This is a genomic window from Neobacillus niacini, assembly GCF_023715785.1.
In the GTDB taxonomy this organism is placed as follows: Bacteria; Bacillota; Bacilli; order Bacillales; family Cytobacillaceae; genus Neobacillus; species Neobacillus niacini_E.
On sequence record NZ_JAMBOX010000006.1, the window covers coordinates 95,764 to 117,238 of the forward strand.

The following is a 21,475-nucleotide window of genomic DNA, read 5'->3' on the forward strand; positions in this document are numbered from 1 at the left end:
GACAGAGGCGTAGTTGAATTTATGCGTTCAGAATTTATTTAATAAATTCTGATTAGCTAAAGTAAGACAACCATGTTGGAAAGGTTTACGAAAATGTTGTTAAAAAATACTTCATTAAAATGGGCCGGGTTTCTCATCGCGATTATTGTCATGCTGTTCTTGATGGGCGCGAGCATTGTGTTTGGCTATACGGACACGACCTTGCAAATGGCAATTGATGCGTTTACCAATAATAACGGTTCCAATGAACATATCATCATTGAAACGGTGCGGCTGCCAAGGGCGTTAATTGCGTCGGCGGTAGGAGCAAGCCTAGCGATTGCTGGAGCGCTGATGCAGACATTGACGAAAAATCCGCTGGCAGCGCCGGGAATATTCGGAATCAATGCCGGGGCAGGCTTTGCGGTCGTCGCCGCCATTACATTATTTAACGTGAACAATATGCAAGGATTCAATGCGCTGGCTTTTCTCGGAGCGGCGGTTGCAGCTATCAGCGTGTATGCCATCGGGTCCTTCGGACGTGAAGGTATGACCCCAATGAAGCTGACCTTGGCCGGGGCGGCGATTTCGGCGATGTTTGCCTCGTTTACCCAGGGGCTGCTTGTGCTTGATGAGGCGCTCTTAGACCAGGTTTTATTTTGGCTTGCTGGCTCCGTTTCTGGCCGAAAGCTAGAGACGCTGATTTCAGTTCTTCCGTATATAGGAATTGGCTGGGTGGGCGCCCTTTTCATTTCCGGAAAAATGAATATCCTTGCCATGGGGGAAGATGTGGCCAAGGGACTAGGGTTAAATACTGGCTTTATAAAAATTGCTATCGGAGTAATTGTCATTTTACTTGCTGGTGCCTCAGTTGCGGTTGCCGGACCGATTGGCTTTGTGGGGATTGTTGTTCCGCACCTGACCAGATCGATTGTTGGAATTGACCACCGCTGGGTTATTCCTTTTGCCGGTGTGTTAGGGGCGATTTTGTTATTGGCAGCAGATATTGCCGCACGCTATCTGCTTATGCCGTCGGAAGTCCCGGTTGGGGTCATGACGGCGATCATTGGAACTCCATTCTTTATTTACATTGCGAGAAGGGGGTTCAATGCACGATGAGCAAATATAAAAATTTTCGCCTCTTAGGCGGGAAATTTTCGGTATTGGTTGACCGAAAAGCGAGCTTCATTTTTATCATTCTTGTCCTCATCGCGTTTGTAGTTTTCACTATCAGCACCGGGTCGGGAGAAATGAAGATCAATCCACTGACTGTGGTAAAAGTGTTGTTTGGTGCCGGACCGGAAATGGAGACGCTGGTGATTACCTCATTCCGTCTGCCAAGGATTATCGTGGCGTTGATCGTGGGGATGTCATTGGCCGTAGCCGGTGGAATTTTGCAGGGGATGATCCGCAACCCGCTCGCTTCTCCTGATGTGTTGGGAATAACCGGCGGTGCCGCCGCCGCTGTCGTCGGATTCCTCGCAATATTTAGTGATAAAAACCATTCATTGACGGTCAGCATTGCCTGGTTGCCGTTGGCCGCTTTTATCGGGGCCGGGGTTGTCGCTTTCCTTGTATACTTTTTGGCTTGGAAAAATGGCGTTTCACCCATTAGGCTTGTGCTGATCGGAATCGGAATTTCCACGCTGATGCAGGCGCTAACGACCTTCCTGATGGTATCGGGGCCAATCTATCAGGCCAGCCAAGCGAATATTTGGATTACCGGAACCGTTTATGGATCTAATTGGCAAAACGTTGCGATCCTCGTTCCATGGGCGGTCATCTTTCTGATTATTGCCTTGATAGCGGCCAGAATCCTTAATATTCAGGAACTTGGCGATGATGTCGCCACAGGCTTAGGCGAGAAAGTGCAAAAGCACCGGTTTATCCTGCTGATGATCAGTACAGCCTTGATTGGCGGTTCGGTCGCGTTTGCCGGCGGCATCGGCTTTGTCGGGTTAATGGCGCCACATATGGCGCGGAGATTGGTAGGCTCTTCGTTCGGAGCGCTGCTACCGACTTCGGCGATGCTCGGCGGGATTCTCGTCATGCTTGCCGATTTAATCGGTAGGACAATGTTTTCGCCGCTTGAAGTTCCGGCTGGGGTGTTTACAGCCGGGATAGGAGCCCCTTATTTTATTTACCTGCTTTTTAAAACAAGAAATGCATAATATATAGCGAGGGAAACTTTGTCCTTCAGCTTGAAAAAAAGGAGCTGTCATTGATGACGAATGCGATCGAAACGAGAGATTTATCGATTTCATATGGGGAGACGCTCATTATCAATGAGTTGGACTTAAACATTCCAAAGGGCGAGATTACTGTGTTTATCGGCGCAAATGGCTGCGGAAAATCGACGCTCCTCCGTTCAATCGCCCGTCTGTTGAAGCCAAAGTCTGGTTCGGTCCTGCTAGATGGCAAAGCGATTTCCAAGCTTTCCACAAAAGAGATTGCCAAAAAAATGGCGATTCTGCCCCAGTCCCCCTCCGCACCGGAAGGATTGACTGTCCTGCAACTTGTCAAACAAGGCCGCTATCCGCACCAATCTTGGCTGCGCCAATGGTCGGAGGAAGATGAGAAAAAGGTAAACGAGGCCTTAAAAGCGACGAGGCTTGAGGAATTAAAGGACCGCCCGGTTGACTCGCTTTCGGGCGGGCAGCGCCAGCGTGCCTGGATTGCGATGACCCTGGCTCAGGATACCGAGATTATTCTATTGGATGAGCCCACGACTTATCTGGATATGACCCATCAAATTGAAATTCTCGATTTGCTATTTGAATTAAATGAAAAGCAAAACCGCACAGTGGTAATGGTGTTGCACGATTTGAACCTTGCCTGCCGTTATGCCCATAATATTGTCGCCATTAAGGACCAAAACGTGTATGCCCAAGGGAAACCGGAGCACGTGATTAGTTGCAGCCTGGTCAAAAATGTATTTGACATGGACTGTGAAGTGACGATGGACCCGCTGTTCGGCACCCCGCTTTGCATTCCATATGGAAAAGGCAGACGGATCTTAAAAGAGGCGGTGGCTGCCAATGGCTAAGGCACTGACGGAAAAAGAAATATTGTCGCTGCAAAAGTACAGGTTAAATCAGGACCTTAGTCATTCATTTGCGGTTTATGATTTATTGGATAGGGAGTTTTTGGAGGAATTTATCGCAAATCTGGCGGAAGCAATTGGTGCTCCTAATCAAAAAATAGCTGCTTCCATATTTATAAAACGGTATGCGTTTTTAGCAGTAATCTCGCTATATGCGATGTCCGCGTGGAATAAAAAAATTGATGTGGGGCTTGATAATGTTACTATGGAGAGGCCAGTTAAAGGTTCTGCATGGTTACCGATGTTTTCGTTTAGCGAGTTGGCGGCGGAGGATTGGAATCCGGCTGAAAATCGTGAAGAATGGCGAAAAGCTGTCATCCGCGACCTGTTTACGAAAAACATTGATCCGGTTATTGTCATGTTGGAAAAAACATTTCAAATTTCCCGGTTCATTTTATGGGAAAATATCGCGGTCTATTTATTTTGGCTATATGAGTCGGAGTTAAAGGATACCGATCCTAACGAGGACTTTAAGTTTTTGCTTTTTGAAGCAGACGGCTCGTTATTTGGTAGTTACAGGAAAAACCCAATACAAAAATATTATGGTGAAAAGGTGTACATGGAGGAATGGGGCGGCGAGGTCAGGAAGCGGAAGACCTGCTGCTTCACCTACCAGCTTGCAGGAAGCACGAAACGCTGCAAAGTCTGCCCATGCGCCCATATCGCCAAGGATGGAAGGTGTGCTTATGGAGAAGACCTTTGCGGACCAGCTCGAGGCCTTGCTTGAAAAATACAGCGAGCTTTTGGTAGGAGAGGCGGATGAAGAAACGAAGGAAAAGGTAAAGGCATGGGCGCTATACAGCCACATCGCCAAATCGATGCCGGCACTGATTAATCATTGGAGCACCTTGTACCCTGAAGCTCGGGCTGAGATGAAGGAAATTATTAATGAAATTAAGGTGCTGAACGAGCAGCATCGGAAGTCGATGAAGAAATAATTTGCGAAACGCAAAAAAAGTATTAATTTTCGCAAATAAAAGTGGAAGAACCGCAAATAAAACGGAGCTAAGCGCAAATTAAACATCAAAAAGTACAAATAAAGGTCCAACAATCATTACAAAAAGGTGCTCCGACCAAGTCGCAGGGCACCTTTTTTAAAAAAATTATCTCTTAAACTGGCTATTCTGGCTGTTTTGCTTATCGACCCCGCTGGCTTCACGGCCAGGTCCGGCATTGCCTTTTACACTTGCGGCACTGACCCCGGCTTTTGATGGATTTTTCTTCATTTTGGCCATCGTTTATCACCTCATCAGTTAGGATGCCCTTCCCTGAAAAATATATCTAACTGAAAAAGAATGTCATTATTCAAAAAAATTTCAATTTTCCGCGTTTACTGATTGCACAATTTTTTGAAATATTTTATAGTTGTAGTAGTAAAGCTCATTCTAAGTGTGAATTTTTTTTGACAAAAAAATGAATGAGCATTCATTCAAACGTTTGAAGGGGGAGACAATGTTGAACCAATTAATCAAAAAAGCGGCTGTCCTCGGGTCCGGTGTGATGGGTTCAGGAATTGCAGCTCACTTGGCCAATATCGGCATTCCAACACTATTATTGGACATTGTGCCACGTGAATTGACGAAGGAAGAACAAGCAAAAGGACTCACATTACAGGATAAACAAGTACGTAACCGTATCGCGGAAACGAATATTCAAAAACTGCTCAAGCAAAAGCCGGCACCTCTAGCCGCCAAGAAGAACATCGCACTTATTGAAGCAGGAAACCTCGAAGACGATCTCGTTAAATTAAAAGATGTTGACTGGGTCATCGAGGTCGTAGTCGAAAACTTGAATGTCAAAAAACAGGTTTTTGAAAAAGTCGACCAGTACCGCAAGCCTGGCAGCATCATTAGCTCCAACACTTCCGGCATTTCGGTTGAGGCAATGGTTGAAGGCCGTTCAGAGGATTTCCAAAAGCATTTCCTTGGAACACACTTCTTTAACCCGCCGCGCTATCTGAAGTTGCTAGAAATTATTCCAACACAGTACACGGATCCTGAGGTCCTCTCCTTCATGAAGACATTTGGTGAAGATGTCCTTGGGAAAGGTGTCGTTGTCGCAAAAGATACACCGAACTTTATCGCCAACCGCATCGGTACTTACGGCCTGCTCGTGACAGTAAGCGAAATGCTGAGGGGCGGCTACAGTGTCGGTGAAGTGGATTCGATCACCGGTCCATTAATCGGCCGCGCCAAAAGCGCAACCTTCCGTACCCTTGATGTTGTCGGACTTGATACGTTCTATCATGTGGCCAACAATGTGTATGAAAAGGTTGAAGGCCACGAGAAAGAAGTATTTGAAGTTCCTGCCTTCATGAAGAAGATGGTCGAAAACGGCTGGCTTGGAAGCAAATCCGGGCAAGGATTTTTCCTGAAAAAAGGTAAAGAAATACTTGAACTTAATCCCAATACATTAGAATATGGACCGCGCAAAAAACTGTCCACTGCTTCTATGGAACTTGCCAAGCAGGAAAAAGGAACCGGCAACAAATTGAAAGCGCTTGTTTACGCGAATGACCGTGCCGGACAATTCCTGTGGAACACGAACTCACAAAATCTTGTATATGCAGCCAAGCTTCTCGGCGAAATCGCGGACGATATTGTCTCCATTGACCGCGCGATGAAGTGGGGCTTCGGCTGGGAGCACGGTCCGTTCGAGGCATGGGATGCCATCGGCGTTGAGAAATCAGTCGGCAAGATGAAGGAATCCGGCTTGGAGGTCCCGGCGTGGGTTACTGAAATGCTGGAGAACGGCTTCACTTCCTTCTATAAGGAAGAAGAGAACGGAGATTTGTATTACTACCATAAAGGCGAATACTTAGCGGTCGAGTTCAATCCAAAGGCAATCGACCTTAAGAAAATCAAGAAGCAAAAAGGTGTCATTAAGAAAAACAGCGGCGCCAGCTTAATTGATATTGGTGATGGTGTAGCACTCTTAGAGTTCCACTCGCCAAACAATGCGCTTGGCATGGATACCATTCAAATGATTAACTTTGCCATTGATGAAGTCGAGAAAAATTACAAAGGTCTCGTCATCGGCAACCAAGGCAAAAACTTCTGTGTCGGTGCCAACCTAGCGATGATGCTGATGGAAGCCCAGGACGACAACTATTGGGAGCTTGACATGGTTGTGCGCCAGCTTCATAAGGCATTGTTAAAAGTAAAATACAGCTCGAAGCCAGTTGTTGCCGCTCCATTCGCGATGACACTGGGCGGCGGTGCCGAAGTTTGTCTGCCGGCAGCCCACATCCAGGCATCTGCGGAAACCTATATGGGTCTTGTTGAGGTCGGTGTTGGATTATTGCCTGGCGGCGGCGGAAATAAAGAACTTTACATCAAACACTTAGAAAATATGCCAAATGGCGTTCCGTTTGACCTGCAGCAGGTAGCCAATAAAGTATTCGAAGCGATTGCCACTGCGAAGGTGTCGACTTCCGCTGAAGAAGCACGTGAAAACAACTTCCTAAGCAAGTCTGACGGAATCAGCGTCAACGGTGACCATTTGTTATACGATGCGAAGCAGGCTGTCCATGCCCTTCACGAAAAAGGATATAAGCCGAGAGTCAAGAAAAAGGTCCCTGTTGTCGGTGAAACCGGCTATGCGACATTGTTGCTCGGTGCCGAAGGAATGCGCTTGTCCGGCTACATCTCAGAGCATGATATGAAAATTGCCAAGAAGATTGCCTACGTTATTGCTGGCGGCAAGGTGCCATACGGAACCGAGGTTGATGAGGAATACTTATTAGATCTTGAAAGAGAAGCGTTCCTAAGCCTAATTAAAGAACCAAAGACACAGCAGCGGATGCAGCACATGCTCGTAAAAGGCAAACCTTTAAGAAATTAATTAAACACAGGCTGGAATTGCCCAGCCCTTTTTCGAAAAAATAGATTGCTAGAAAGAGAGGGAACTTGCATGAGAGAAGCGGTAATCGTTGCCGGAGCAAGAACACCGGTCGGCAAGGCAAAGAAAGGTACGCTTGCCCAGGTTCGACCCGATGATTTGGGCGCCTTGGTTGTCAAAGAAACATTGAAGCGTGCCGGCGGTTATGAAGGAAATATCGATGATTTGGTCATAGGCTGTGCCACACCAGAAGCAGAGCAAGGAATGAACGTGGCAAGAAATATTGGAGCGTTGGCAGGTCTTCCGCACACTGTTCCGGCCATCACAGTCAATCGTTTCTGTTCGTCAGGACTTCAGGCGATTGCTTATGCGGCACAATCGATTATGTTGGGTCACACTGACACAGCAATTGCAGGCGGCGTCGAGTCGATGAGCTTGCTGCCGATGGGCGGCCACGTCATTCGTCCAAACGTGAAGCTGGTTGAAAGCGCCCCTGAATATTACATGGGCATGGGTCACACGGCAGAAGAAGTTGCCAAGAAATACGGCATCACCCGCGAAGAACAGGACGCCTTTGCAGTACGAAGCCATCAGCGTGCCTATAAAGCGATACAGGAAGGCAAGTTTGTTGATGAAATCGTGCCAGTCGATGTCACGTTCCGTTCCGTCGGCAGTGACAACAAGCTTGTTGAAAAAACCGTTCAATTTTCCGTTGATGAAGGCGTTCGTCCTGAAACAAATCTTGAAACATTGGCGAAGCTTCGCCCGGCATTTTCAATTACCGGTTCCGTTACAGCAGGTAACGCTTCGCAAACAAGCGACGGTGCAGCTGCTGTAATGGTGATGGACCGTGAGAAAGCAGAGGCGCTTGGCCTAAAGCCGTTAGCTAGATTCCGTTCGTTTGCTGTTGGCGGCGTTCCGCCAGAAATCATGGGTGTCGGTCCGGTAGTGGCTGTTCCAAAAGCCTTGAAACTTGCCGGACTCCAAGTATCTGATATCGACCTATTCGAATTGAACGAAGCATTTGCTTCCCAATCCATCCAGGTCATCCGTGAACTTGGCCTTAATGAAGAAAAGGTCAACGTTAACGGCGGAGCGATTGCGCTTGGTCACCCGCTTGGCTGTACCGGTGCAAAATTAACCTTAACTTTAATTAACGAATTAAAACGCAGACAACAGCAGTTCGGTGTCGTTACGATGTGTATCGGCGGCGGAATGGGCGCTGCCGGCGTATTCGAATTACTGTAATCCATTAATAGGGCGCCTGTTTGACGGGCTCCCCTCCCTACAATTTTTTAATAGGAGGAATTTTAGATGACTGAAACAAAAAAGGTTGTAAAAGGCGGAAGCTTTTTAATTGAAGATGTTTCATATGAGCAAATTTTTACACCTGAAGATTTTACTGAAGAGCATTTAATGATTGCCAAGACTGCGGAAGACTTCGTTGAAAAAGAAGTCCATCCAGTGCTTGAGCGCCTTGAAAACCATGAATTTGATATCACCGTTAAATTGTTGAAGGAAGCCGGCGAACTTGGCCTGTTGGCTGCTGACGTTCCTGAAGAATACGAAGGCTTAGGCTTGGACAAAATCACGTCTTCGTTAATAACGGAAAAAATGGCTGGAGGCGGCGGTTTCGCGCTTTCTCACGGTGCCCACGTCGGGATCGGTTCCCTGCCAATCGTATTATTCGGTAACGAAGACCAGAAGAAGCGCTATTTGCCAGCGCTTGCATCTGGGGCAAAGCTTGCCGCTTATGCATTGACTGAGCCAGGCTCCGGTTCTGACGCCCTTGGTGCCAGAACAAATGCCAAATTAAACGCAGAAGGCACTCACTACATCCTGAACGGTGAGAAGCAATGGATCACCAATGCCGGCTTCGCTGATGTATTTGTTGTTTATGCAAAAATTGATGGCGAGAAGTTTACCGCCTTCATCGTAGACCGCGACTTCCCAGGCGTTTCGGTTGGTGCAGAAGAAAAGAAAATGGGGATCAAGAGCTCATCGACTCGTACGTTAATTTTAGAAGATGTACCAGTTCCTGTTGAGAACCTGTTAGGCGAAATCGGTAAAGGCCACGTGATTGCCTTTAACATTTTAAATATCGGGCGTTATAAGCTTGCAATTGGTGCAGTTGGCGGCTCAAAGAAAGCATTTGACATGACTGTTCAATATGCAAACGGCCGTCAGCAATTTAAGACTCCAATTTCTCAATTCAATTTGACGAAAGAGAAGTTCGGTACGCTTGCTTCCGAAATCTATGCCGCTGAGAGCTCCGTATGGCGCACAATCGGCTTATACGAAGAGAACCAAGGCAAACTTTCTGACGAAGAAACAAAGGATATCAAGAAGTTGGCTGATTCGATTGCCGAATATGCCATCGAGTGTTCTTTGAACAAATTCTTTGGCAGCGAAGTGCTTGCCCATGTGGTAGATGAAGGCGTGCAAATCCACGGAGGCTACGGCTTCATGCAAGAATATCCAATCGAGCGCGCATACCGCGATGCCCGGATTCAGAGGATTTTCGAGGGAACAAACGAAATCAACCGCCTGCTGGTTCCAGGAACGCTTGTGAAGAAAGCGTTGAAAGGCGAACTTCCTTTATTCCAAAAAGCAATGGCGCTTCAAGAAGAATTGATGATGCTTATGCCGGAAGAGCCAGGCGATGAGCCATTGGCACAGGAAAAATATCTTGTAAGACAAGCGAAGAAACTTGCCCTGGTTGCAGCTGGTTTATCAGCACAAAAATTCGGGAAAGCTCTTGAAGCGGAGCAAGAAATCCTTGCGAATATTGCTGATATTATATCAAACGTTTATGCCATGGAATCGGTGGTATTACGTACAGAAAAATCGATTGCCAAAAACGGCGTCGAAAAGAACAAGCAAAAGCTTCTTTACACTGAAATCTACTGCCAAGAAGCGTTTAATCAAATCGAAGCGATTGCCAAGGAAACACTTGTGGCTGTTGAGCAAGGCGATATGCTGCGCATGATGCTGTCAACGCTTCGCAAGCTGACTCGCCACACTCCAATCAACGTCATTGCGAAAAAACGCGAAGCTGCCGATGCGATCATCGCTGCAGAGCGCTATCTAGTATAATAATTAACAGGGCTCATTGGTTTTTCCGAGAGCCCTTTTAAATTTTTCCGTAAAGAGGCAGGATATTTACGAAATTAGTCGAAATTGTTGATTGAATATTTTTTCTTTAATGGTGGTTATGGTAAGATGCTATTGTGAGCTATATTTGTGAAGGCGGTGAAATGGGTGTCTCTGGCTTTTTATTGGTATCCGAAATGCGGTACCTGTCGAAACGCAAAGAAGTGGCTTGATGAACATGGGCTGTCATATCAAGCAGTACATATTGTGGACAATCCTCCATCGCGTGAGGAAATCAAGGATTTTTACCAAAAAAGCGGTCTGGAATTAAAGAAATTTTTCAACACAAGCGGAATGAAATACCGTGAACTGGGCGTCAAAGATAAATTGAAAACCGCTACAGAAGACGAACTGCTCGATCTGCTGGCATCCGACGGCATGTTATTAAAGCGTCCGATAGTAACGGACGGCGAGCATGTAACAGTCGGCTTCAAAGAGGACGAGTATAAGGAAATCTGGCAGAAGTAATATTTCTAATGGAAATCGAAATTTTTCGATGATAGATTTTTTTGAAAAAATAATGGAGGGATTTTAAACAATGAGCACACCAAAAGAATTGCGTTATTCTGAAGACCATGAGTGGGTAAAAGTAGAAGGAGACAAAGTGCGCATTGGTATTAGCGACTTTGCGCAATCTGAGTTAGGAGATATCGTGTTCGTTGAACTTCCGGAAGTCGGCGATGACGTCACAGCCGGCGACCCATTTGGCAGCGTTGAGTCTGTTAAAACTGTTTCCGAGCTTTATGCGCCAATCAGCGGCAAGGTGGTTGAAGTAAACGAAGACTTAAACGACAGCCCAGAGTTTGTGAACGAATCACCATACGAAAAAGCATGGATGATTGTGGTTGAGGTTTCCGACAACAGCGAAGTTGAAAAGCTGTTGACGGCTGAACAATACGAGGCAATGATTAAAGAAGATTAATCATTCCGGTTTCCCACCAAGTTGGGTTGCCAAAATTTTTGGAAAAGCACCTTTTCGGAGGTGCTTTTCTGTTTTTTATTACCACTATTCCAAAGGTTAAATTAGGGGACCCTAATCGTAAAACAATTGGAAGGTGGAAAAATCGTTGTTAAAACAACAAAAGATCGATGTCACAGACCGCGTCATCGGCAAGCTGAAAAATGGGGAAATCGAACTCTTTTTGGAGAACCAGCCGATTGGAAAAATAAAGCTGGATGAACAAATCCGACCGGAACTCGACCACCATTTCGAAGCGGAACAGCAAAAAATATTTCAGCATGTCACGGTGACAGAGGGCAAGGATGCCAAGTATACTGATTGTGATGACGGTGGATGGTGTTAGGATTTTGTGATTCATCATTCATGAGCATATCCCTATTTTTAAAATAATAATGATGCTATAGTTAACATATCAAACAAGCGCACACAATTAGCAAAATTCGGAATATGTTAACATAAAACAGACTTTCTCAGGTGATGAATGATGAATGATTCGTATGTTGACAAAGTTTTGATCGTCGAAGGAAAATCAGATAAAAACAAGGTAAAGGAAATCGTTAAGGAGCCGGTCGAAATCATTTGTACCAATGGCACAATCAGCCACTCGAAATTGGACGAATGGATTGATTTCCTTGAAGACAAGGATATCTATATCCTGGTCGATGCCGACGAGGCGGGGGAAAAGCTTCGCAAGCTGTTTAAACGCGAATTTCCCAATGCCGAGCATTTATATATAGACCGGATGTATCGCGAGGTCGCCACGGCTCCGGAGCATCATTTGGCGACCGTGCTCCTTGGCGCGAATATTGATGTTCATAGTGAGTATTTGGAGAATGGGCTATTGTAGGTATGGCAGCAATTCCGAGTGGTTGGAGAATGGGCCGTTTAAAGAGGGCGCAAGTCCGAGTGTTTGGAAATGAACTGTTTAAGAAGCGCCAAGCCGGGTGTTTGGATAGTGTGCTGTTTTTAGGGATGTAAATTCCGAGTATTTGGCTAAATAAACTGTTGTATGGGCCATTCAAGAATTTAGAAATGGGTAACTTATCATGAAAGAATGGAATCAAAATGATTTAACCGACTTTCTGGTTGCTGCCGGGACAGGGCTGGTTTATTTTTATACACCCATGTGCGGCACTTGCCAAGTGGCCGGGAAAATGCTTGGGGTAGTTGAGGAAATTGCAGATATAGAAATTGGAAAAATGAATTTGAACTTCTATCCGGGACTGGCGGTGGAGTATTTTGTGGAGAGCGTCCCCTGTTTGCTGTTTATCCGGGAGGGGGAAGTCGTCGAAACCTTATATGCCTTTCGCTCTGTGATGAATTTGCTGGAGAAGACTAAGGGCAACTTGGGGTAGTATGTGAAGCAGATGCTAGGAGTGGCGTCTGTTTTTTTTGTGTAGAAATTACAACAGGGATTATTAGTAATTGACATAACGCGTTTTGGGGGTAACTTCGGTCAAACGGGTCATAAGAAAGGGTTAAATAACGCGTTTGAGGAGAACCCTGAGTCAAGCGCGTCATAAGAGAGGGTAATATAACGCATTTCAGTCGAATCTCCGGCTAAACGCGTCATAAAAGAAGGTCATATAACGCGTTTGAGGAGAAACCTCGATCAAGCGCGTCATAAGAGAGGGTTATATAACTCATTTCAGTCGAATCTCCGGCTAAACGCGTCATAAAAGAAGGTCATATAACGCGTTTGAGGAAAAACCTCTGTCAAACACGTCATAAGAGAGGGCTATATAACGCGTTTGAGGAAAAACCCCGGTCAAACGGGTCATAAGAAAGAGTTAAATAACGCGTTTGAGGAAAAACCTCGATCAAGCGCGTTATAAAAGGAGGTCATATAACGCGTTTGAGGAAATACCCCGGTTAAACACGTCATAAGAAAGGGCTATATAACGCGTTTGAGGAAAAACCTCGATCAAGCGCGTTATAAAAGGAGGTCATATAACGCGTTTGAGGAGAACCCTGAGTCAAGCGCGTCATAAGAGAGGGTAATATAACGCATTTCAGTCGAATCTCCGGCTAAGCGCGTTATAAAAGAAGGTCATATAACGCGTTTGAGGAGAACCCTGAGTCAAGCGCGTCATAAGAGAGGGTAATATAACGCATTTCAGTCGAATCTCCGGCTAAACGCGTCATAAAAGAAGGTCATATAACGCGTTTGAGGAAAAACCTCGATCAAGCGCGTTATAAAAGAAGGTCATATAACGCGTTTGAGGAAAAACCTCTGTCAAACACGTCATAAGAGAGGGCTATATAACGCGTTTGAGGAAACACCCCGGTCAAACGGGTCATAAGAAAGTGTTAAATAACGCGTTTGAGGAGAAACCTCGATCAAGCGCGTTATAAAAGAAGGTCATATAACGCGTTTGAGGAAAAACCCCGGTCAAACGGGTCATAAGAAAGAGTTAAATAACGCGTTTGAGGAAAAACCTCGATCAAGCGCGTCATAAAAGGAGGTCATATAACGCGTTTGAGGAAAAACCCCGGTCAAGCGCGTCATAAAAGAAGGTCATATAACGCGTTTGAAGAAAAACCCCAGTCAAACGCGTTATAAGGAATGATGATATTAAGCAGTGTTTAGGTATAATAGCGATTTTTCTTTACTCCAACACTTTTAAAATGTTTAATCAAGTTTCTGCTGATCGTTCTTTTAGATATATGGCCACCCAACCACTCATAAACCACTTTTGTTGTTATCTTCATTTCCGGAAACAGCATCATAATTTCCCGTACATTTCTCACCACAGCATCATCTACCGGTTCCTCAGCTCCACAATCCCGACACACTAGTCTAATCCCTCGCAAAAAAGTAGAAAGCCTATGGCACATACAGCAACAGTTACCTTTTGCGAGTCCTTTAAAACTGTAATCAGGATAATTAGCATAAGGCGAATCAATCAAATCAAGTGATACCAATAGCTCAGCCAGCTTCTCGTGACCTTCGTTAATTTTTGAGTACTCCATATTCAACTTTTTCAAGAACTTATTCACTTGTGTCGGGAGTATAACAAAATGATTTTGAGGAGCATTGTATAAGGTAAACTCGGGGTTAATATAAACCAAAAATGATTCAATAGTAAAATTGTATCCATATTGATGTTGTAATTTGCGGAACAGAGTCTCTGCCCGTTCTAATTGATTTAGTGGATCTCGTATAAATGTTTCGCCTTTTTTTAGTCGACCCTCAGCATCAAAATGGTAATCGCCTTCGTAATTTTTAACATCAATGAGGTAAATTTTTCGCAGAAAAATCATCAGCTTGTCAATTTGAAAAGCGCTGTCTCCAGATTTCAGCCACAAACCGTTTATGATGCAGCATTTATTTTGAAGCATCCCATCAGTCAGGGCATCAAACTTTACCTCTCCGGTAAGGCCCTTTTCAATTTTCCATTTTTCTTCCGCCAGTACATCCATCCTTGCATTTAATGAACGCGCCATCGATAATTCCTTTGGGACCTGCCGCGGCTTTATGAGCATAAATCCACCAACTTTCATAATTTTAAAATACAACTTAATTTTACAAGATTTCCCCATACTCCCGGACCTAACATATGAAACTTTTGTTAACTTTTGTCGATTCCTAAAATTGCGAACCTTCCTGATTTACAAAAACTTAGTTACTGGACTATGATACTTAGGGATACGAAATATCACTTCCGCAAACCGATTCCGTAACACAAAAAATCGCACCCGCACACTCGGTCCCGGAACCCAGAAATATCAAAGGAGCATACACAAAATGGTCTTTTACCACAATTGGGCGGCCCAATTCAGTACATATAACCGGAATATCAAACTGAGCTTCATCGCCAACATTCTTGCGCAGATCGGCTTAGGCGTGTTTATGGTGATATACAATTTTTATATAAGAAAGCTTGGCTACTCGGAGGCCGTTAACGGGCAAGTCATTTCGATGACCTCGCTTGCCACCGCGCTTATCCTGATACCGGCGGGAATCATCAGCGACCGCTACAGCCGAAAAAAAGTCATTTTATACGGGGTTCTTATTTCAGGGATTATTTTACTAGCCAGAAGTGTGGTTTCCGGCCAGCAGTTGTTAATTACATTGGCGTTCATCAGCGGGCTGGCAATGGCCTTTCTCCAGGTATCTGGAATCCCGTGGCTTGCGGAAAATTCAACTCCAGAACAGCGGGTCAATTTATTCAGCCTGCATTTTGCATTTATGACCGCGGCCAATGTGGTCGGAAGCTTGCTCGGAGGCCTGTTAACCGATGTATTTTCATACTTTGTCACCGATGTAAACAGCATTAGGTTGACACTAATTATTGGCGCGATTATCTATACAGTTGCGATTATACCGACTATGAAATTTCAAAATCCGGTCCGGAAATCTACCGAACCCAAGAAATCCGCCAAATCATTCTCTTGGAAAAATAACGGCATGAAACTAATTGTCTTATTCGCGGTTGCCCAAATTTTAATCGGCTTTGGTTCAGGCTTGGTTATTCCATATTTAAATTTGTATTTTTCCGACCGTTTCAGCGCTTCCACAACATCTATCGGGTTCATTATCTCACTCGGACAGGCGGCTACGGCGTTTGCGATGTTTATTGGCCCATGGGTCGTAAAAAAGGTGGGCGAGGTAAAGGCGGTTGTGTTCCTGCAGCTGGCTTCGCTGCCGTTTCTCCTGCTTACCGCTTATACGAATCATCTATGGATTGCGGCCTTAGGATTTTTATTCCGTCAAGCATTGATGAATGCCGGGAATCCGATTCAAATGTCACTGATGATGTCAAAGGTGAACGACTCGATGAAAGGCCTGGCCAATTCGGTAAACCAAATGGTGTTTAACCTGGGATGGGCGTTAATGGGGCCAGTATCAACCGGAATTGTCGTTCAGTACGGCGCATATTGGGGCTATGCCTATGTGTTTACGATTACCGCAACCTTATATTTAATCGGGTCGCTCTATTTCTTCATCGTTTTCAAGGGAATCTCCACAAAAGCAGAAAAATCGGTAACGACAACCAAAATATCATAACCCGACATATTTCTTGAAAAATCAACCCTATTTCTCAACCCCTGCCAGATTTTTGTCGAGCGAATCTTAAAGGAATAGGAGAGCTATTGCTGAATAGTATTTGTATAGACATGCGATCGGAGTGGTTATGATGAACAAAGCGGTTAATTCCTTTTTAATGGCGGTTAAAGAGCAGGGGCAGCTGCAGCCGCTGTTGGAGTCTGCTGATTTACGGCTATCCTTGATTACGGAAGAACAAACTATTCAGTTGGTTTTTAAAAATGGCGTTGCCTCCGTCACATATGGAACAGAGATAGAGCCGACAATGTACAGCATTTGCGGTGATGCAGACGATATAACACGTCTTCTCCGAGGGTCGGAAAGATTAAGGACGCTTCAAAAAGGCGGATTCTTGAAAGTATCTGCACCGCTGAGAATGGCTCTGTTGCTAGAATCTATTTTTTATCTGGCCAAGCCGGACCGTGCGCTTGTCTCCTGAAGGGCTAGTGCACAATACGCTTGTTTTACGAATCACCTAATCCGGACCCTAGGCTTGTCTCGTAAAGTGGCCAAGCCGTACAGTGCTTAAGTTTTATGAAGACCCTAAAAAACAATATTTTAATCAAAGGTATTGACTCGGAATTAAAAGTCTAGTATTATATTTTTTAAATATTCTACTAATAAAGTAAATTTATAAAGTTTCTTATCAAGAGAGGCGGAGGGACTGGCCCAAAGATGCCCGGCAACCGGTTTTACACACGGTGCTAATTCCAGCAGAGCAAGTGGGCTCTGGAAGATAAGAAGAGCGGGAGCCCCTCTTCTTATGAAGTGGGGATTTATTTTTAATCAAAGGGGAGAAAAAAGATGACAGAAAAGAAGAATTATCGGTTCGAAACATTGAGTGTTCATGGAGGATTATCGCCAGATCCGGTAACGGGTGCGCGTGCGGTGCCAATCTATCAAAACAACGCCTACCAATTTAAAAACACCGAGCATGCGGCTAACCTGTTCGCCCTCGCAGAGCCAGGCTACATATATACCCGGATTCACAACCCGACGACAACTGTTTTTGAAGATAGGGTGGCGCTGTTGGAAGGCGGAGTCGGCGCATTGGCGGTGGCAAGCGGCATGGCGGCGATTACACTGGCCATCCTCAACGTTGCTGAAGCCGGCGATGAAATTGTGGCAGCTGGAAATCTTTATGGCGGAACATATAATTTATTTGCGGTAACCCTGCCGAAATACGGAATCAAGGTTAAATTCGTTGATGCCGATAATCCGGAGAACTTCCGCGCAGCGATTACGGAGAAAACAAAGGCCGTTTTTGCGGAAACCATTGGTAACCCAAGCCTACGCCTCCTTGATATAGAAAAAGTGGCGGAAATCGCCCATGAGGCAGGGGTTCCTTTAATTATTGACAATACGTTTGCAACACCATACTTGTGCCGTCCAATTGAATATGGCGCCGATATTGTGGTCCATTCCGCCACGAAATGGCTATTAGGAAACGGGACATCAACTGGAGGCGTCATTGTCGACGGCGGCAAATTTGACTGGAATTCGCCGAAATTCCCAGGCTTCACAACACCGGATGACAGCTATCATGGCCTTGTCTATGCGGAGGCATTAGGTGCAGTTGCATATATTATTAAAGCACGTGTCCAACTCTTACGTGACCTTGGTCCTGCGTTAAGCCCACAGAATGCATTCCAGTTTACGCTAGGTCTAGAAACGCTCCACGTACGGATGAAGGAGCATGTCGCCAACACCAAGACAGTAGTGGAATACTTATTAAACCACCCTGCCGTGGAGTGGGTTTCCTATCCGGGGCATCCGTCGCATCCTGATTATGAGCTGGCGCAAAAGTATTTGCCTAAGGGTGCCGGTTCGATGGTTGTTTTCGGAATTAAAGGCGGCAAGGAAGCAGGGGCGAAATTAATCGACAACATCCAGCTTTGGGCGCATGTGGCCAATGTCGGCGATGCCAAGAGCTTAATTATTCACCCGGCCAGCACGACTCACCAGCAGCTTGATGCTGAAGGGCTGAAAGCAGCAGGAGTGTCTGAAGATTTAATTCGTCTATCCATTGGGATCGAGAATGTCGAGGATTTAATTGAGGATCTGGAACAAGCCATTGAGGCGGCAACTGGCCTAGTCTCGCAAAAGGCAAAGGCATAAGGATTTTCCAGTCATGCTAAAAACAAAGGCGTAAAGCTTTTCCAGTAACATTTTCGTTGACACTACTTTTTATCCGTGATAAGATAGCCAACATAAATCATTTTTTGAAAAATATTTTAATTGAATATTAAGATTGCTTAAGCTCTTATCAAGAGAGGTGGAGGGATGTGCCCGATGAAGCCCGGCAACCGTCAATTTTTTAAAATTGAAATGGTGCCAATTCACACAAAGCCAAAAAGCTTTGAGAGATGGGAGAAAGGATTGTATTTTATGATGCCTTTCTGCCCGTGCAGAAAGGCATTTTATTTTTCAAAAAAAGAATCCTTTCGCTAGAATAATCAAAACCTATATCAAGGATGAAAAGTAGGTGATTCAATGATTTCAATCAAAAATGTCCTGAAAATATTCCAGTCAAAACAAGGGCAGATAAAAGCTGTTGATGATGTCAACCTAGAAATAAAAGATGGAGAAATTTTCGGGGTAATTGGATATAGCGGTGCCGGTAAAAGTACCTTAATTCGCATGCTAAACGGTTTGGAGTTGCCAACAGAGGGAAGTGTGACAGTTGCCGGCCGCGAGATTTCGAAAATCAAAGGCAGCGAGCTTCGAAAGGCTAGGCAGGAAATCAGCATGATCTTCCAGCACTTTAACCTCCTTTGGTCAAGAACGGTAAGTGAAAATATTGCTTTCCCATTAGAAATTGCCGGGGTAAGCGCACCACAGAGAAAAAAGCGTGTCGCCGAATTGATTAAACTGGTTGGACTTGAAGGACGGGAGGATGCTTATCCTTCCCAGCTGAGTGGCGGGCAAAAGCAGCGCGTTGGGATTGCAAGGGCGCTGGCGAACAGCCCAAAGGTTCTCCTTTGTGATGAAGCGACCTCGGCACTCGACCCGCAAACGACTGATTCAATCCTGGAATTATTAGTGGATATTAATAAAAAGCTAGGCCTGACAATTGTATTAATTACACACGAAATGCATGTCATCCGGAAAATCTGCCACCGGGTTGCGGTAATGGAGAGCGGGAGAGTCGTTGAACTTGGCTCTGTCCTCGATGTATTTAAAAATCCGCAGCAGCCAATCACGAAACGATTCGTACAGCAAGTAACTGAGCAGGAAAAAACAAAGGAAACAGCCGAGCATTTGCTGGGGCGCTATCCGCATGGCAAGATAGTCCAACTTACTTTCCTTGGAGAGTCCGCTGAACAGCCTCTTATCACTCGTGTGATTCGCGATTTTGATGTAGTGGTAAATATTCTGCAAGGGAATATATCACACACGCAAAACGGGTCGTATGGAACATTATTCATTCACTTGGATGGTCAAACGAATGAAATTCAGAACGCCATCGATTATATTCACTCACAGCAAGTGGGCGTGGAGGTGATCAGTCATGGCTGACTTTATGGAAATGGTCAAGTGGGACAACTTGATGCTCGCGACACGTGAAACCATTTATATGACATCGATTTCTGTGCTGGCAACATTTATATTAGGTTTGTTGCTGGGCCTGCTGTTATTTCTGACAAGTAAAGGAAACATGTGGGAAAATCGGGCAATAAACGTGATAATCGCTGGCTTTGTCAATATTTTTAGATCGATTCCTTTTATCATTTTAATTGTTTTATTAATCCCTTTTACCAAGATACTAGTTGGAACAATGCTTGGTGCCAATGCGGCATTGCCGGCGCTGATCATTGGGGCAGCTCCGTTTTATGCTCGAATGGTGGAAATCGCCCTTAGGGAAATCGATAAAGGTGTCATCGAAGCCTCACAATCGATGGGAGCGACACATGGCCAAATTATTTTCAAAGTATTAATTCCGGAATCAATGCCAGCTTTAATTTCTGGCATTACTGTTACGGCGATTTCACTTGTTGGCTTCACGGCAATGGCAGGGGTGATTGGAGCCGGAGGGCTAGGTCATTTTGCCTACCTCGAAGGCTTTCAGCGAAATCGGCCAATTGTTACGCTAACAGCAACGATTGCAATTTTAATTTTAGTATTTATTATCCAATTTATTGGAGATTATTTTACAAAGAAAACAGATAAACGATAACAGGAGGAGAATAACATGAAAAAAGTTCTTAGTTTGATTTTTATTGCATTTACTGTATTTGCCTTAGCCGCTTGCGGTGGAGGAAAAAATGATTCCGCGGACAAGGATGGCAACAAAACATTAGTGGTGGGTGCATCTGCAGTGCCGCACGCAGAAGTACTTGAAGCAGCAAAACCTTTATTAAAGGATAAAGGGATCGACTTAAAAATCGAGGTATTCCAAGATTATGTCCTTCCGAATGTCGCGTTAAGAGATAAAGATTTGGATGCAAACTATTTCCAAACTCCAGGGTATTTAGACCTGCAAATGAAAGAAAATAAGGATTTTGATTTTGTCAGTGTTGGTGGGATTCATAAAGAACCAATCGGCATTTATTCTAAAAAGTATAAAAGCCTAAAAGATCTTCCAAACGGTGCGACCATCATTATGAGTGATTCCCTGAGTGACCATGGCCGTATCCTGCCTATTTTTGAAAAAGCAGGATTAATCAAGCTTAAAGAAGGCGTTGGTGCTAACGCACGAATCGACGATATTGTTGAAAATCCAAAGAACCTGAAGTTCCCTAAATTAATTGAAGCAAAATTATTGGCTTCTTCCTTTGAGAACGGTGAAGGCGATGCAGTGGCAATTAACACTAACTATGCACTCGAAGGCGAAATCGATATTGAAAAATATGGTATTGCCTTTGAAGAAGCGAATGCTGTACCGGCAAACCTAGTAGTCGTTCGTTCCGAGGATAAAAACCGTGAAGAAATCAAAACACTTGTAGAGGTTCTTCGCTCTAAAGAAATTCAAGACTTTATTAAGGAAAAATACCAAGGCGCCGTCATCACGGTTTCTGAGTAATATTAAATATGAAGAAAAGCGGTTAAAGAGGCTGTCGCAGACAGCCTCTTTTCCCTATACATTAAACACCCTGCTTAAGTAAAAAATAGAATGGATGATGATCAATTTCAACCATTGGCATTTCCCTGTAAAATAAGGTATGATTTTAATCGAGTTTATTTTACATAATTCTTATCAGAATTTTCTTTCAACAATTCTTATTCATTCTCAATTGGTAACGCTTTAGTGAAAATATAGACTAGTTATCACTGCATAAAGGTTGCTAATAGATTTCATTTGTTATAAGATTGTAATGAGAATAGATTGAGAATGAATTTTCAAATCGACGGTGTCGACACGATACAAAACATTCTTTTGCGGAGGTAT

21 protein-coding genes and 2 riboswitches are annotated in these 21,475 nt (G+C 44.6%); of the genes, 19 read left to right on the forward strand and 2 right to left on the reverse strand.

The window, feature by feature from the left end; translation table 11 throughout:
* Positions 1-93: 93 nt before the first annotated feature.
* Genes M3234_RS12900 through M3234_RS12920 form a run of 5 tightly spaced genes read left to right on the forward strand, consistent with a single transcriptional unit; the run spans position 94 to position 4,020 of the window.
* Entirely contained in the window at positions 94-1,098 is a 1,005-nt protein-coding gene (locus M3234_RS12900; protein ID WP_262305105.1) for a FecCD family ABC transporter permease, read from the forward strand.
* A complete protein-coding gene (locus M3234_RS12905; protein WP_262305106.1) occupies positions 1,095-2,150 on the forward strand; it encodes a FecCD family ABC transporter permease in 1,056 nt (351 codons plus the stop codon). The genes M3234_RS12900 and M3234_RS12905 overlap by 4 nt, the downstream gene beginning before the upstream one ends.
* A gap of 53 nt (positions 2,151-2,203) precedes the next feature.
* Complete coding sequence (locus tag M3234_RS12910; protein ID WP_262305107.1) at positions 2,204-3,025, forward strand: ABC transporter ATP-binding protein; 822 nt, start codon at positions 2,204-2,206, stop codon at positions 3,023-3,025.
* A complete protein-coding gene (locus M3234_RS12915; RefSeq protein ID WP_262305108.1) occupies positions 3,018-3,809 on the forward strand; it encodes an IucA/IucC family C-terminal-domain containing protein in 792 nt (263 codons plus the stop codon). Before M3234_RS12910 ends, M3234_RS12915 begins: the two co-directional genes overlap by 8 nt.
* Positions 3,769-4,020, forward strand: coding sequence for a YusU family protein (locus M3234_RS12920; RefSeq protein ID WP_262305109.1), 252 nt, complete (start codon positions 3,769-3,771; stop codon positions 4,018-4,020). Before M3234_RS12915 ends, M3234_RS12920 begins: the two co-directional genes overlap by 41 nt.
* 165 nt (positions 4,021-4,185) lie before the next feature.
* On the opposite strand, the gene M3234_RS12925 is transcribed toward M3234_RS12920, so the two are convergent.
* Positions 4,186-4,317 (reverse strand): YuzL family protein, encoded by a 132-nt coding sequence (locus M3234_RS12925; RefSeq protein WP_262305110.1) that lies wholly within the window; start codon positions 4,315-4,317, stop codon positions 4,186-4,188.
* 217 nt (positions 4,318-4,534) lie between these two features.
* Between M3234_RS12925 and M3234_RS12930 the strand changes: the two genes are divergently transcribed.
* The 8 genes from M3234_RS12930 (at position 4,535) to M3234_RS12965 (ending at position 12,391) form a co-directional block, all read left to right on the forward strand.
* Complete coding sequence (locus M3234_RS12930) at positions 4,535-6,925, forward strand: 3-hydroxyacyl-CoA dehydrogenase/enoyl-CoA hydratase family protein (RefSeq protein WP_262305111.1); 2,391 nt, start codon at positions 4,535-4,537, stop codon at positions 6,923-6,925.
* 69 nt (positions 6,926-6,994) lie between these two features.
* Positions 6,995-8,170 (forward strand): acetyl-CoA C-acetyltransferase, encoded by a 1,176-nt coding sequence (locus tag M3234_RS12935; RefSeq protein ID WP_262305112.1) that lies wholly within the window; start codon positions 6,995-6,997, stop codon positions 8,168-8,170.
* A gap of 66 nt (positions 8,171-8,236) precedes the next feature.
* The gene (locus M3234_RS12940; protein ID WP_262305113.1) at positions 8,237-10,018 is read left to right on the forward strand and encodes an acyl-CoA dehydrogenase family protein; all 1,782 of its coding nucleotides are present in this window, start codon (positions 8,237-8,239) and stop codon (positions 10,016-10,018) included.
* Between the two features lie 165 nt (positions 10,019-10,183).
* The gene (locus M3234_RS12945) at positions 10,184-10,543 is read left to right on the forward strand and encodes an arsenate reductase family protein (RefSeq protein ID WP_262305114.1); all 360 of its coding nucleotides are present in this window, start codon (positions 10,184-10,186) and stop codon (positions 10,541-10,543) included.
* A 70-nt stretch (positions 10,544-10,613) separates the two neighbouring features.
* The gene (gene gcvH, locus M3234_RS12950) at positions 10,614-10,997 is read left to right on the forward strand and encodes a glycine cleavage system protein GcvH (protein ID WP_066314323.1); all 384 of its coding nucleotides are present in this window, start codon (positions 10,614-10,616) and stop codon (positions 10,995-10,997) included.
* A 145-nt stretch (positions 10,998-11,142) separates the two neighbouring features.
* Positions 11,143-11,379: a YusG family protein gene (locus M3234_RS12955; RefSeq protein ID WP_262305115.1), complete on the forward strand. Its 237-nt coding sequence runs from the start codon at positions 11,143-11,145 to the stop codon at positions 11,377-11,379.
* A 141-nt stretch (positions 11,380-11,520) separates the two neighbouring features.
* Positions 11,521-11,883, forward strand: coding sequence for a toprim domain-containing protein (locus tag M3234_RS12960; protein WP_066314318.1), 363 nt, complete (start codon positions 11,521-11,523; stop codon positions 11,881-11,883).
* A gap of 199 nt (positions 11,884-12,082) precedes the next feature.
* On the forward strand, positions 12,083-12,391 hold the full coding sequence (locus M3234_RS12965; RefSeq protein ID WP_262305116.1) for a thioredoxin family protein: 309 nt from the start codon (positions 12,083-12,085) through the stop codon (positions 12,389-12,391).
* Between the two features lie 1,231 nt (positions 12,392-13,622).
* Here the strand turns inward: M3234_RS12965 and M3234_RS12970 are convergent.
* Entirely contained in the window at positions 13,623-14,483 is an 861-nt protein-coding gene (locus M3234_RS12970; RefSeq protein WP_262305117.1) for a nuclease-related domain-containing protein, read from the reverse strand.
* Between the two features lie 301 nt (positions 14,484-14,784).
* Between M3234_RS12970 and M3234_RS12975 the strand changes: the two genes are divergently transcribed.
* From M3234_RS12975 to M3234_RS13000, 6 genes are all read left to right on the forward strand, one after another.
* Entirely contained in the window at positions 14,785-16,047 is a 1,263-nt protein-coding gene (locus M3234_RS12975) for an MFS transporter (RefSeq protein WP_262305118.1), read from the forward strand.
* Between the two features lie 127 nt (positions 16,048-16,174).
* Complete coding sequence (locus M3234_RS12980; protein ID WP_262305119.1) at positions 16,175-16,525, forward strand: SCP2 sterol-binding domain-containing protein; 351 nt, start codon at positions 16,175-16,177, stop codon at positions 16,523-16,525.
* Between the two features lie 201 nt (positions 16,526-16,726).
* Positions 16,727-16,829, forward strand: a riboswitch (SAM riboswitch).
* A gap of 61 nt (positions 16,830-16,890) precedes the next feature.
* Complete coding sequence (locus tag M3234_RS12985) at positions 16,891-18,204, forward strand: O-acetylhomoserine aminocarboxypropyltransferase/cysteine synthase family protein (protein ID WP_262305120.1); 1,314 nt, start codon at positions 16,891-16,893, stop codon at positions 18,202-18,204.
* A gap of 142 nt (positions 18,205-18,346) precedes the next feature.
* Positions 18,347-18,459, forward strand: a riboswitch (SAM riboswitch).
* A 120-nt stretch (positions 18,460-18,579) separates the two neighbouring features.
* Positions 18,580-19,605, forward strand: coding sequence for a methionine ABC transporter ATP-binding protein (locus M3234_RS12990; protein ID WP_262305121.1), 1,026 nt, complete (start codon positions 18,580-18,582; stop codon positions 19,603-19,605).
* Positions 19,598-20,263, forward strand: a complete 666-nt coding sequence (locus tag M3234_RS12995; RefSeq protein WP_262305122.1) for a methionine ABC transporter permease — start codon at positions 19,598-19,600, stop codon at positions 20,261-20,263. Before M3234_RS12990 ends, M3234_RS12995 begins: the two co-directional genes overlap by 8 nt.
* Before the next feature lie 15 nt (positions 20,264-20,278).
* Positions 20,279-21,109, forward strand: coding sequence for a MetQ/NlpA family ABC transporter substrate-binding protein (locus tag M3234_RS13000; RefSeq protein WP_262305123.1), 831 nt, complete (start codon positions 20,279-20,281; stop codon positions 21,107-21,109).
* Positions 21,110-21,475 lie beyond the last annotated feature (366 nt).